The sequence below is a fragment of the Flavobacterium psychroterrae genome (assembly GCF_018380615.1).
GTDB lineage: Bacteria > Bacteroidota > Bacteroidia > Flavobacteriales > Flavobacteriaceae > Flavobacterium > Flavobacterium psychroterrae.
On record NZ_JAGYVZ010000002.1, the window covers coordinates 124,384 to 137,332 of the forward strand.

Genomic DNA, 12,949 nt, shown 5'->3' on the forward strand with positions numbered 1-12,949 from the left:
AAATTTATAGTGTGTTTACGTTATTCAAGTCTGCAAAAGCTTGTTCAAGTCTTGTGTTGAATGTCACTTCACTTTCACGTACCCATTTTCTTGGGTCATAATATTTTTTGTTAGGAACTTCAGAACCTTCAGGGTTACCAATTTGTGTTTTTAAATAGTCAATATTTTTAACCATATAATCACGAATTCCTTCTGTATATGCAAATTGTAAATCGGTATCAATATTCATTTTGATAACTCCGTAGCTAATTCCTTCTCTGATTTCTTCAAGTGTAGAACCTGAACCTCCGTGAAAAACGAAATCTACTGGGTTAGGACCAGTTTTGAATTTGTTTTGAACGAAATCCTGAGAATTTTTTAAGATTTTTGGAGTCAATTTTACGTTTCCTGGTTTGTAAACACCGTGAACATTTCCAAAAGCTGCTGCGATTGTAAATCTAGGGCTTATTTTAGATAATTCTTCATAAGCATAAGCAACTTCTTCTGGTTGAGTATATAATTTTGAGCTATCAACATCAGAGTTGTCAACACCATCTTCTTCACCACCTGTAATACCAAGTTCGATTTCTAATGTCATTCCCATTTTGCTCATTCTAGCCAAGTATTCTTTACAGATCTCGATGTTTTCTTCGATTGGCTCCTCAGACAAATCGATCATGTGAGAACTGAATAATGGTTTTCCTGTTTCTGCAAAATGTTTTTCAGATGCATCTAATAAACCATCAATCCAAGGTAATAATTTTTTTGCACAGTGGTCAGTATGTAAAATTACAGTTGCACCGTAAGCTTCTGCTAAAGTATGGATGTGTAATGCTCCCGCAATTCCACCAGCGATTGCTGATTTTTCACCTGCATTAGATAATCCTTTTCCAGCGTTGAATTGAGCTCCTCCGTTAGAAAATTGAATGATAACCGGTGCATTTAGTTTTGCTGCAGTTTCAAGTACTCCGTTGATTGTGCTTGAACCAGTAACATTTACTGCTGGTAAAGCAAAACCTTTTTCTTTCGCATAATTAAAAATCTCCTGTACTTGATCTCCTGTAGCTACTCCCGGTTTGATATTGTGTGCCATTGTAATTTTTTTTAGTTGTTTTTAGTTTTTAGGTTGCAAAAATAAGAATTAATTAGCATTAGAAAGGATAATTTATTCCAAAATTTAAAACAGAGTGCCCAAAATTGTATTCTTTGAACCATCGATCACCCTTCTCATGTGCTGGATTATAAGTCTTAAACCCTAAATCTAACCGAATAACAAAGAAGCTTAAATCGTAACGTAAACCGAATCCTGAACCTAAAGCAATTTCAGCTAAATCGTTTAAGTTGTTGAATTTTGCCTTATCATCAATCACATTATCCATCACATTCCAGATATTTCCGGCGTCAGCAAAGATTGCTCCTTTGACATCGCCAAAAATTTTAAATCGAAATTCGGCACTCATTGCAATCTTCATATTTGCCTCGTTAAAATCATTTACAGCGTTCGTGCTTCCCGGACCTAAAGCATAGGGTTGCCATGCACGGTTATCATTTGAACCTCCTGAATAATAACTTCGTGAAAACGGAATATAATTTGAATTTCCAAACGGAATCGCTATACCAAAAAAGCTTCTTACGGCCAATACCTGCTCTTTTCCAAAATCCCAGTGTTTAATATAATCAAATTCGGTTTTTATATATTCTGAATACTCTAAGTTGAATATATCATAGTTTCCATTAGAATTTTTAGGAAGATTTCCTATGCTTGAAATAGCTGAAAGTAAAGTACCTGCAGATTCAATTTTAGTCTTAAACTGATAAAAAGTATTATCGGCAAGATCTTTTTTCGTGGTTTTTGTAAAAGTGTAACTTGTTGCTAAAATAAAGTCATTTTCAGTCAAACGAACCCTTCTTTCTTCAATGCTTTCTACATCTTTATATTCGGCTCTGTCAGGTGTTAATGCAGTTTGTCCGTTCAATACTTCTTTAGTGAAATCTGTAGTACCCTTTGTAATAATTAAATTGCCATCAGCATCAAGATTAGTAGCATCCGTATTATAAGTTTCTGCAATATTATTTAATTCATTATAGGATGAAGTGTAAACCCTAAAATAATTACCCGGATTTAAATTACGTACAAATTGAGCATTCAGCAATTCAAGTTTCGCTGTATTGTTTCGTTTAGGCGACCAGTTGTAAGCAATTCCTCCCGTAAAGTTTTCTTTATCTAAACCAATGTTCCTTTGTTTAGAGAAACCTCCTGCAATACTTGTAGAAGGAATCATCCTTTTTGGGATAATTTTTTCAGTTCCAAAAGGCAATAAAATTCTCGGAAAATTCAGTTTTAAATCAACTCCATATTCAGATACGTTGAAAAAATTATTATTAGGATTCGCCATATCTTTCGACGATCCAATGTTTAAACGAGTCGAAATCTCAAGAGTTTCAGCCCTGTTAAACACATTTCGGATAGTTTCAGAAATACTCGCACCAATTCCAAAATCCTGAATATTAGAGTGTGTCACATCAAAAGAAGCTCCAAAACTATATTTTTTTCTTGGTGTAAGATAAACGTTAGCAATTAATGATTGTGCTGTTGAGTCGCGTTTATCGACTTCATATTGAATAGACGGATAATTAAAGATCTTTAAATTGTTTAAGTATCTTGAGGAAAGCGTTGTTCTGGTGTCCGAAAATGTACTTCCTTTATTAATAAAAATAGCATCGGTAATGGCGCGAGGCTTATATTTCAGTTTTTTATAACTGTATAAGTTAAAATTGTTGTAAGTTGTACTGTCGTTTACTTTAGTTTTTGAATTTGCAGGAGAATAATCCGTATAAATGTTAACGTCACTAATTTTATACAATTTAAAAGGTTCTGTTCTGCTTGAATCTCTTTCCTGAATATTATTATTGTTGACAATCAAAGTTACATCGGCTTTGTTTTTTTTACCAATTGTGTCAATATCAAAAGTAACATAAGTAGGCTGGAAAAAATAAGCACCGTGGTTTCTGAAATAAGTAGTAAGACGGTTTTTCTCCTCTTCAAAATCAGCTGTTTTATATTGTTTGCCGGATTTTAAAAACGAAGGTTCATTATTGTTTTTGTACAACGAATCAAGAGCAGGAGTCTTGATATTGGTTTTTATAGTGTCTAGAGTGTATGCCGGACCAGTAGTGATAAGATAATTTATTTTAGCTTTTTTTGTGGCAACACTATCAATACTATAATCTGTTGCAACATTAAAATAACCATTATTAAAATAATAGAATTTTAAACGTAAGAGAGATTTTTTTGTTTTTGCAGTATCAATAATTACAGGAGGTTCCCCGGTATTTTTTAAAAATTCGTTAAGGCCTTTGTTTAAAAAAGATTGCCCAAGTCTGTCTACTTGTTTTGCTGATAATAATTTAGACTGACGTTCATAGAGTCCGGGATGATTTTTAAATTTAGCCTGATAAGTAGAGTCAGGATTTAAGTTGGCTAAATTGTATAAATTTAAGCGTAAACGATATCCCAGCAATGTTCCATTAGGTTTTTGGTACATTTGGTTAGAGGCAATTTCATCACTGGTTGCCTTGCCATTTACAAGAATAGTGTTTTTTACAAGAAGGTTTTTTCCATCGGGAACTCTTTTTACAGCATTACAACCGCAAATAAATGTTGCTATTAGAATAAATGCTGTTATTTTTGTGGAATTCTTTTTCAAGTGTTCTTAAATATTTAATTCAAAAGTACATTATTTTATGGTTAGTAAAAACCAAATAAAACTTATCTCAGGTTTACATCAAAAAAAGCAACGTTTTGCAAATCAATTATTTTTTGCCGAAGGAGTAAAAGTAATTCAAGAATTGTTATTATCCAATTTTGAATTAGAGCATTTATACACGACTCAAAATGATTTTGAAGAAGTTCAATCTTCAAAACGTACCATGATTTATGAGCAGGACCTTAAAAAAATAAGTGCATTATCAACTCCAAATTCATGTTTGGCTGTTTTTAAAATCCCAACCGAAAATAAAATAATAAATTCGGGTTTGATCTTGGCTTTAGACGACATTCGTGATCCCGGAAATTTAGGGACGATTTTGCGTCTTTGTGACTGGTTTGGTATCAAGCAAATTATTTGTTCAAAAGAAACCGTCGATATTTATAATCCAAAAGTAGTTCAGGCAACAATGGGTTCTATTGCGAGAGTAAATGTGAATTATGTTGATTTGAAAACATTTATTGCAGAAACGAATCTTCCTGTTTTTGGAACTTTTATGGATGGCGAGAATATTTATCAATCAAATTTGCCTCAAGCCGGAATCATTATTATGGGTAATGAAGCCAACGGGATTTCAGAAGAGATTGAAAAAACGGTTACCAGCCGACTTACAATTCCAAGGTTTGGAGAGCTTCAAAAAACCGAAAGTTTAAATGTAGCTACCGCAACTGCAATTATTCTTAGTGAATTTAAACGAAATAGTTAAGAATTTGTTTTAATGAAAAGTGAAATTAATTAAAATCGCTCTTGATTTCATAGAGTCGATATTGTCTGTCCATGGGCTGGGTCCATTTGCAGGATTATCACGAATTAATTCATCAGTTATACCAAACATACCTCTAATAGAAGGAGAGAAAATAAAGTATTCAGAAAAAATATCAATTCCAAAACCAAGTTCATAAGCCGCAGTCCATTGTTTTACCCTGAATTTGCCTTCAAAATTATCGTCTTTTGATTTCGCATTACTGGATAAATTTAATGTAGTAGACATTCCGCCAACTAAATACGGACGAATGTTTCCGGTACGTAAAGCTGAGAATTTTAATAAAAGAGGGAAATGGATATAGGTACTGTTTACTTCTCTGAAATAATCTTTTTCTAAAGGTAAATTCGGATAATATAAATCACGTTTTGTATAGTATAAACCTGGCTCAAAACGTAAATTAATATATTCCTGCAATCTTAAATCGGCTACAACACCAACGTTAAAACCCGTAGTTTTTTTTACTTGAATATCCGGACCAGGATTTTTATAGTCAAATTTAAAATCGAAACTATTAAATCCTAAGTAATACCCAAAATACAGGCGTTGTTTTTGCCAGTTTTCAAGATTTATAATGGGATCTTTACTAAACATGCTTTTAGCAAATTGAGAATATCCTTGTGTCGTTAAGACTAATAAAAGTAAGACTACAGTTTTTTTCATACTATTTTTTAGATGCAGAATAAATGGTTGCAACCCCAAAAGTTTGAGGCATAGCTACAACATCTATAAACCCAATTTTTCTCAAAATATTGTTCAGAGCTTCTCCATATGGAAAAACAGCAGCAGATTCAGACAAATAACCGTAAGCAGAATTGTCTTTAGAAAACAATTTGCCAATGATTGGGAGTATGTTTTTGCTGTAAAATTTATATCCTTGTTTATAAGGTGTTTTTTCAGGAACAGAAGTTTCTAAGATAACAAAAACACCATTTGGTTTTAAAACTCTCAAAATTTCAGCAAAGCCTTTCTCCAGATTTTCGAAATTTCTAACGCCAAAACCAACTGTAATAGCATCAAAATAATTGTCCTCAAAAGGTATTTTTTCAGAATCACCTAAAACCATATCAATTACATTGGATAGTTTTTTGTCTTCAATTTTCTTTTTTCCAACTTCCAGCATTCCGGCAGAAATATCCAGACCAATTATTTTTTCAGCATTCGTTTGTGTCATCAAGATGGCTAAATCGCCGGTTCCTGTTGCAATGTCAAGAATGATTTTTGGTTTTTTATCAGAAACTATTTTTAATACTTTTTTTCGCCATTTAATATCAATTCCAAATGAAATTACACGGTTTAAATTGTCGTAGTTCCCAGAGATGTTATCAAACATTTGGGCAACTTGCTCTTTTTTACCTAAAGAAGAGTCTTTATATGGGGTTATTTTTTCAGACATTTTTTTTATTTACGCAAATATAATACAATCTGACTTAACTGTAATTGAGTTTTTTCATTTGTAAAATCAAATATTTGAGATCAAAGTTTGTAATAGGCTTTTAATATTTGATTTTTGGCTATCACTAAAACAGGGTATTTTTAAAAAATCCCTAAAACACGGTATTGTGCACCGCCGATTTTATAACCAACTTTGCTTCAGTTAAAAGATAAAATTTTAATGATTGATGGCTAATAAATGACTCGAATCAGATGAATGCTTTTTTTGCACTGGTAATTCATTTGTTCTTGTAAGTAGTTTTGAAAGTATTGTTCTTGGGGTCAATACTCTTTTAAAGTGCGAAGTACGTTCTTAGGATTAAATTTGTTTTTGGAAATTTTAATTTTCTTGCCTTTAATATCTTAGTGGTATTTGTTATTAAAGGCGCTTTTGAGACTTGTTCTCAATACTATTAAATGTTATTTATTATTGCAGATGTTTTTAGCATTTGTAATTTTTTTACCAAAACTATTACTCGAATGAGTCAGATCTAAATCAATCGTTTTTAAAAAACATCCTTCACAAGAGGATGTTTTTTTATTTTTTAATGTATGTTTCGTAAGTATAATCATAAAGATGCTTCTCATCTTTATAATTCTCTTCACTTTCTACCAGTTGCCATTCGTCATTATTGATTTCAGGAAAAAAAGCGTCAGCTTCAAAAGTATGATGAACTTTCGTAATTTCTATAATATCAGTATAAGGTAAAGCCAGATTATAAATTTCACCTCCACCTATAATATAGGAGTCCTCATTTTCCGGACATGCGGCAATTGCTTTTTCAATGCTGTCTACAACAATGCAACCTTCATGATTATAGTCTTTTTGACGTGTTATAACAACGTGAACTCTATTGGGTAGTGGTTTTGGGAAGCTTTCAAAAGTTTTTCTTCCCATAATAATATGATGATTCGTAGTAAGCGATTTGAATCGTTTAAAATCATTAGGCAAATGCCATACTAATTCATTGTCTTTTCCAAGTGCGTTATTTTCGGCAACAGCCGCTATCATTATAATCATGGTATTATAAAACTAAATTTTATTTTCAGTATCCTCATTTATTCGGGATTCTAACTGAGTAATTCTTTTTTGCTGCAAACCCACAAGACGGTCAATTTGTTCTCTTTCCCATTTTTTATTCATGAATCGATCTGTGATGTAAACCTTTATAAAGTGCAGAATAAAAATAAAAAACCATATTGTAATGCCCCAAATACACCAGTTTTGATCTGTAGTGTCACCAAAGCCAAAAAATCTGTTAGCAATGAATAAAAACAAACTTCCTAGCAGGAAAAGTACAAAATGAAAATATAGAATTTTTTTTTGTCTAAGTCTTCTTCTGGCGTATTCGTATTGTTCGTGCACTTCTTTTTCCATAAGATATTAATGAGGTCATAAAGTTAAAATTTATTTTGTAACTACCCTATTTAGATTGTAGAATATTTCTGCTAAAATGAGCTGTTAGTTTGAAATTCAAAATTTTATAAGGAATTAATTATTAATAAAGCGAAAAAAATATTCAGTTTTTGATATTATCACAAATCGATTCAGGAGATATCGGAAGTTCATGTGAATTTGTTTAATTTTATTGTATAAATCTAAAAACTAAATAGTTATGTCTTTAAAGAAGCAATTTGTTAAAACGAAGCCAGTTTGTAAAGTTACATTTTCAATAAATGCTAAAGATGCAAGTTCTGCAGCAGTTGTAGGTGATTTTAATAACTGGAATGTTGAAGAAGGAACTTTGAGTAAGTTAAAAAACGGAACTTTTAAAGCAACTTATGATTTAGTTAAAGATGCAATTTACGAGTTTAAATACGTAATTGACGGTAGTTATGTTAACGATCCTGAAGCAGATTCATATAAATGGAATGATTATGCAGGAAGTGAAAACAGCGTTTTAGTAGTATAATTTAGACACGAATTTCACAAATTTTCACAAATCTAAACGGATAGCTTAGTTTGCGTAATTAATTCACGAAAGAATTAGTGGCAATTTGTGAAATTCGTGTTTATTTTTTTATACAGCAACACTTCCTTTTATACCAGCGTGCGGCTCGTAATCTAAAAGTGTAAAATCATTATAATCAAAATCAAAAATGTTTTTAATCTCAGGATTTAAAATCATTTTTGGCAATGGCTTAGGATCGCGGGTTAACTGTAATTCTAATTGTTCAAAATGATTATTGTAGATATGCGCATCTCCAAAAGTGTGAATAAATTCACCATATTCTAAATCGCATACCTGAGCAATCATCATTGTTAACAATGCGTAAGAAGCAATATTAAAAGGAACTCCCAAAAATATATCAGCACTTCGTTGATACAATTGACAAGAAAGTTTTCCTTTAGTTTCGCCTTTTTCAAGATCAGGACTTGATACATAAAACTGAAAAAATGCGTGGCAAGGAGGTAAAGCAGCTTTATTATTGGCTACGTTTTCTTCAAATGATTTTTTAGTATCCGGTAAAACCGAAGGATTCCATGCTGAAACCAACATTCTGCGGCTGTTTGGGTTCGTTTTAAGTTCAGTAATCAATTCAGAAATCTGATCAATTTCTTCACTATTCCAATTGCGCCATTGATGTCCGTAAACTGGTCCTAAATCGCCATTAGAATCTGCCCATGCATCCCAGATTTTCACTCCGTTTTCCTGAAGATATTTTATATTAGTATCGCCTTTTAAAAACCAAAGCAATTCGTAAATAATAGATTTTAGGTGTAACTTTTTGGTTGTCACCATTGGGAAACCTTCACTTAAATCAAAACGCATTTGGTAACCAAAAACACTTTTAGTTCCTATTCCTGTTCTGTCTCCTTTTTGACAACCGTTTTCTAAAACGTGTTGTACTAAATCTAAGTATTGTTTCATTGTTAGTTTATTCGTTTAATTGTTTAATCGTGAATTTGTTTAATCGATTTAACGAATAAAAGGTTTAACGATTAACCATTAAATTTATCTTTTAGAGATTTCGTCTCTGATTTTTGCTGCTTTTTCATAATCTTCCTGAGAAACTGCCTGATCTAAAAGCTCATTTAGTTCCTGCAAACTATGTTTGGCATAAACATCTCCGGATTGATTACTTTCTTCTTCGTGACCAAAAGTTTCCGGGTTAGAAAGTACATCATCAATTTCCTGAGACCCCTGATCAGTTTCTACAGTATTTGATTTTAGATAAATACCAGCTTTGTCTAAAATATTTTTATAAGTAAAAATCGGAGCGTTGAAACGTAATGCCAATGCGATCGCATCAGAAGTTCGCGCATCAATAATTTCTTCGATTTTATCTCTTTCACAGATTAAACTGGAATAAAAAACACCATCAACCAATTTGTGGATAATCACTTGTTTAACGACAATATCAAATCTTTCAGCGAAGTTTTTAAATAAATCGTGCGTTAATGGGCGAGGAGGTTTAATTTCTTTTTCTAATGCAATAGCGATTGATTGGGCCTCAAAAGCGCCAATTACTATTGGTAATTTTCTTTCGCCATCAACTTCGTTCAAAATTAAGGCATAAGCGCCATTTTGAGTTTGACTGTATGAAATTCCTTTTATGGATAATTTTACTAGACTCATATATGTGGGTAAAAAGGGCAATTATTGCCTCATTTTAATACTTTTTTTGATTGAAAAATAAAGGTGCAATTTTAATCAAAAAATATGGAACAAAAAAGCCACCTAAAACAAAGATACGATTATCTTGTTTTTAGGCAGCTATATTTTTATAGAGAATTTTTAAATTAAGAATGTTGGGCTTTAAAAGCTTTTAATTTCTCTGTTAATTCTGGAATAATTGTAAAAGCATCTCCAACAATACCATAATCTGCAACTTTAAAGAAAGGTGCTTCAGGATCGCTATTGATTACCACTTTTACTTTTGATGAGTTGATACCCGCAATATGTTGAATCGCACCTGAAATCCCGATAGCAATATATAAGTTAGTCGCAACAGGTTTTCCTGTTTGTCCAACGTGTTCGCTGTGAGGTCTCCATCCTAAATCTGATACTGGTTTAGAGCATGCAGTTGCAGCGCCTAAGACAGTAGCTAAATCTTCAACTAATCCCCAGTTTTCAGGACCTTTTAATCCGCGTCCGCCAGAAACTACGATATCAGCATCAGCAATGGATACTTTTCCGCTTACTTTTTCTACAGATTCTACTTTTACTCCAAAGTCATTATCACCAATTGATGGATTAAAATCTTCTTCAGTTGCAGATCCTGCACTTTCAAAAATTCCGTAAGAGTTTTTAGCTAAACCAAGAACTTTTACATCTGTACTGATTTCTGTGATATTGAAAGCTTTGTTTGAAAAAGCATTTCTTTTTACCTGAAAAGGTGAAGTGCTAACCGGTAATCCAACAACATTTGAAGCGAAACCAGCATTCAAAGATACCGCAACTAATGATGAAAGATAAATACTGTCTGTAGTTGAAGAAAGTAAAACAACTTTTGTCCCTTCTTTTTCAGCAGCCTGTTTGATAACATCGGCGTAAGCCTTAGCTGTAAAACCTGCTAATTTATCATTTGTTACTTTTAATACTTTATCAACTCCGTATTTAGATAATTCGCTTACATCACTTGTGTTTATAGTTAAAGCGGTTACGGTTGTTCCTAAAGATTCTGCTACTTTTTTAGCGTAAGAAGCTAATTCAAAAGCAACTTTTTTAAATTTTCCTTCTGCAGATTCTGCATATATTAATATTGACATAATTTTTTTGTTTAAAAGTTTAAAGTTTCAGGTTTCAGGTTTGTAAACTGAAATCTGCGACTGAAAACTGATTACTAGATTACTTTCGCTTCGTTGTGTAATAAATTGATTAACTCATCTAAATTATCAGGAGAAATTAATTTAACTGCTGATTTAGGAGCTGGTTTTTCAAATTTCACTGCTTTTGTATTTACAGGAGCGTCAACTGGTTCAAGAATAGTAAGTGCTTTTGTTCTTGCAGTCATAATTCCTCTCATATTAGGGATACGAAGATCTTTTTCTTCAACAAGACCTTTTTGTCCACCAATAATTAAAGGTAAAGTAGTGCTTACAGTTTCTTTTCCACCATCAATTTCACGAACCGCTTTTACGTTGTTTCCGTCAACTGTAACACTTGTACAAGAGTTTAAGAAGTTAGAACCTAAAATTCCTGCAATCATTCCAGGAACCATTCCACCGTTATAATCTAAAGATTCTTTTCCTGCAATTACTAAATCGTAACCACCATTTTTAATTACTTCAGCCAATTGTTTTGCAACAAAAAAACCATCAGTTGGAGTAGCGTTCACACGAATTGCTTCGTTTGCGCCAATTGCCAATGCTTTACGCAAAGTAGGTTCAGTATCCGGGCCTCCAACATTTACTACAGTTACAGTAGCGCCTTGTTGCTCCTGAAACCAGATAGCACGTGTTAAACCAAACTCGTCATTAGGATTAATTACATATTGAACACCGTTGGTATCGAATTCTGAGTCACCATTGGAGAAGTTGATTTTTGAAGTAGTATCAGGCACGTGGCTGATGCAAACTAATATTTTCATAAGTATATATTTTATAGTTCTAAAAATTCATTGTCACAAATTTAGAATATTATTTGGAATAATTATACTATGCACGCATAATATTTTTAAAAACTATTACGATTTCGAAGATTGTGAAATTTGGAGCCGCTATTACCGTAATCAGGAAGAGATAAATTATGCATTTCTATTGATTATTAGCAATTTCGCAAAGTCCCAAGTTCAAACAACTGTTAAACTTAGCTTATTTTATACTGCTTTTTGAATTGCTGCGTTTTTAGAGAACAATTCTATAAGAACGATATTAAACAAAAAGGACAGATATTGTTTAAAAGTGCTTTATGAGCGAAATAACTGTAATTATATCGATTTCGTAAATATCATAATAATTTTTAAAAAGTTAAAAGCGCAAGAGCAGAAGAAGATCGTGTGATTTTAAATTCAATTTATGCTTTTAAGTTATTTAAAATAATTATTTTTGCTCTTCAGAAAATTCAACATACAATATAAATATGAGAACAATACAATTTAGAGAGGCCATTTGCGAAGCGATGAGCGAAGAAATGCGTCACGATGAATCCATATATTTAATGGGCGAAGAAGTTGCAGAATACAACGGAGCATACAAAGCTTCAAAAGGAATGCTTGCTGAGTTTGGCGAAAAAAGAGTAATCGATACTCCAATTGCTGAGCTTGGTTTTACAGGAATTGCAGTAGGATCAGCTATGAACGGTTGTCGTCCTATTGTGGAGTATATGACTTTCAACTTCTGTTTAGTAGGTATTGATCAAATTATAAATAATGCTGCTAAAATGCGTCAAATGACAGGAGGACAATTTAATGTGCCTATCGTTTTTCGTGGACCAACTGCTTCTGCAGGTCAATTAGGAGCTACTCACTCACAAGCTTTAGAAAACTGGTTTGCTAATACTCCGGGTCTTAAAGTTATTGTGCCTTCAACTCCTTATGATGCAAAAGGACTTTTAAAATCTGCAATTCGCGATAATGATCCTGTAATTTTTATGGAATCTGAGCAAATGTATGGTGATAAAGGTGAAGTGCCAGACGGAGAATATACAATTCCACTTGGAGTTGCTGATATTAAACGTGAAGGAACAGATGTAACAATTGTTTCTTTCGGAAAAATTATAAAAGAAGCTTTTATCGCTGCTGATGAATTAGCTAAAGAAGGAATTTCATGTGAGATTATCGACTTAAGAACAGTTCGTCCTATGGATAAAGACGCGATCTTAAAATCTGTTAAAAAAACAAACCGTTTAGTAATTTTAGAAGAAGCCTGGCCATTTGCAAGTATTTCATCTGAAATCACATATATCGTTCAGGAACAAGCATTCGATTTTCTTGATGCGCCTATTCAACGTATTACAACTGCAGATACTCCTGCACCTTATTCTCCAGTATTGTTAAAAGACTGGTTGCCAAATGCAGGTGATGTAGTAAAAGCAGTTAAAAAAGTGTTATACAAATAATA

Annotated in this window: 13 protein-coding genes; 3 read left to right on the forward strand and 10 right to left on the reverse strand. The window is 32.6% G+C overall.

The window, feature by feature from the left end:
• Positions 1 to 4 precede the first annotated feature (4 nt).
• Both fbaA and tamL read right to left on the reverse strand, forming a co-directional pair.
• A complete protein-coding gene (fbaA, locus tag KHA90_RS02395) occupies positions 5 to 1,072 on the reverse strand; it encodes a class II fructose-bisphosphate aldolase (protein ID WP_213294723.1) in 1,068 nt (355 codons plus the stop codon).
• 58 nt (positions 1,073 to 1,130) lie between these two features.
• Positions 1,131 to 3,686, reverse strand: coding sequence for a translocation and assembly module lipoprotein TamL (gene tamL / locus KHA90_RS02400; RefSeq protein ID WP_213294725.1), 2,556 nt, complete (start codon positions 3,684 to 3,686; stop codon positions 1,131 to 1,133).
• Positions 3,687 to 3,723: 37 nt separating this feature from the next.
• Here tamL and KHA90_RS02405 point away from each other — a divergent pair, with 37 nt between their 5' ends.
• Complete coding sequence (locus KHA90_RS02405; protein ID WP_213294727.1) at positions 3,724 to 4,452, forward strand: TrmH family RNA methyltransferase; 729 nt, start codon at positions 3,724 to 3,726, stop codon at positions 4,450 to 4,452.
• 9 nt (positions 4,453 to 4,461) lie between these two features.
• Here KHA90_RS02405 and porT read toward each other — a convergent pair whose 3' ends face one another.
• The 4 genes from porT to KHA90_RS02425 form a co-directional block, all read right to left on the reverse strand.
• Positions 4,462 to 5,172, reverse strand: coding sequence for a type IX secretion/gliding motility protein PorT/SprT (gene porT, locus KHA90_RS02410; RefSeq protein WP_213294730.1), 711 nt, complete (start codon positions 5,170 to 5,172; stop codon positions 4,462 to 4,464).
• A 1-nt stretch (position 5,173) separates the two neighbouring features.
• Entirely contained in the window at positions 5,174 to 5,905 is a 732-nt protein-coding gene (ubiE, locus tag KHA90_RS02415; protein WP_213294733.1) for a bifunctional demethylmenaquinone methyltransferase/2-methoxy-6-polyprenyl-1,4-benzoquinol methylase UbiE, read from the reverse strand.
• A gap of 576 nt (positions 5,906 to 6,481) precedes the next feature.
• Positions 6,482 to 6,964, reverse strand: coding sequence for a dihydrofolate reductase (locus KHA90_RS02420; RefSeq protein WP_213294735.1), 483 nt, complete (start codon positions 6,962 to 6,964; stop codon positions 6,482 to 6,484).
• Positions 6,965 to 6,976: 12 nt separating this feature from the next.
• A complete protein-coding gene (locus tag KHA90_RS02425; protein ID WP_213294737.1) occupies positions 6,977 to 7,321 on the reverse strand; it encodes a 2TM domain-containing protein in 345 nt (114 codons plus the stop codon).
• A gap of 238 nt (positions 7,322 to 7,559) precedes the next feature.
• Here KHA90_RS02425 and KHA90_RS02430 point away from each other — a divergent pair, with 238 nt between their 5' ends.
• Positions 7,560 to 7,856 carry an isoamylase early set domain-containing protein gene (locus KHA90_RS02430; RefSeq protein ID WP_213294748.1) on the forward strand — a complete coding sequence of 99 codons (297 nt, stop codon included), beginning with the start codon at positions 7,560 to 7,562 and terminating at the stop codon, positions 7,854 to 7,856.
• Between the two features lie 108 nt (positions 7,857 to 7,964).
• Here the strand turns inward: KHA90_RS02430 and KHA90_RS02435 are convergent, their stop codons facing one another.
• The 4 genes from KHA90_RS02435 to KHA90_RS02450 form a co-directional block, all read right to left on the reverse strand.
• A complete protein-coding gene (locus tag KHA90_RS02435; protein ID WP_213294751.1) occupies positions 7,965 to 8,816 on the reverse strand; it encodes a thymidylate synthase in 852 nt (283 codons plus the stop codon).
• Between the two features lie 84 nt (positions 8,817 to 8,900).
• Complete coding sequence (locus KHA90_RS02440) at positions 8,901 to 9,524, reverse strand: bifunctional nuclease family protein (RefSeq protein ID WP_213294782.1); 624 nt, start codon at positions 9,522 to 9,524, stop codon at positions 8,901 to 8,903.
• Positions 9,525 to 9,688: 164 nt separating this feature from the next.
• The gene (locus tag KHA90_RS02445; protein WP_213294785.1) at positions 9,689 to 10,657 is read right to left on the reverse strand and encodes an electron transfer flavoprotein subunit alpha/FixB family protein; all 969 of its coding nucleotides are present in this window, start codon (positions 10,655 to 10,657) and stop codon (positions 9,689 to 9,691) included.
• A 74-nt stretch (positions 10,658 to 10,731) separates the two neighbouring features.
• Positions 10,732 to 11,478, reverse strand: a complete 747-nt coding sequence (locus tag KHA90_RS02450; protein ID WP_213294792.1) for an electron transfer flavoprotein subunit beta/FixA family protein — start codon at positions 11,476 to 11,478, stop codon at positions 10,732 to 10,734.
• 491 nt (positions 11,479 to 11,969) lie between these two features.
• Here KHA90_RS02450 and KHA90_RS02455 point away from each other — a divergent pair, with 491 nt between their 5' ends.
• Positions 11,970 to 12,947: a pyruvate dehydrogenase complex E1 component subunit beta gene (locus KHA90_RS02455; protein ID WP_213294796.1), complete on the forward strand. Its 978-nt coding sequence runs from the start codon at positions 11,970 to 11,972 to the stop codon at positions 12,945 to 12,947.
• The last annotated feature ends 2 nt before the right edge of the window (positions 12,948 to 12,949 follow it).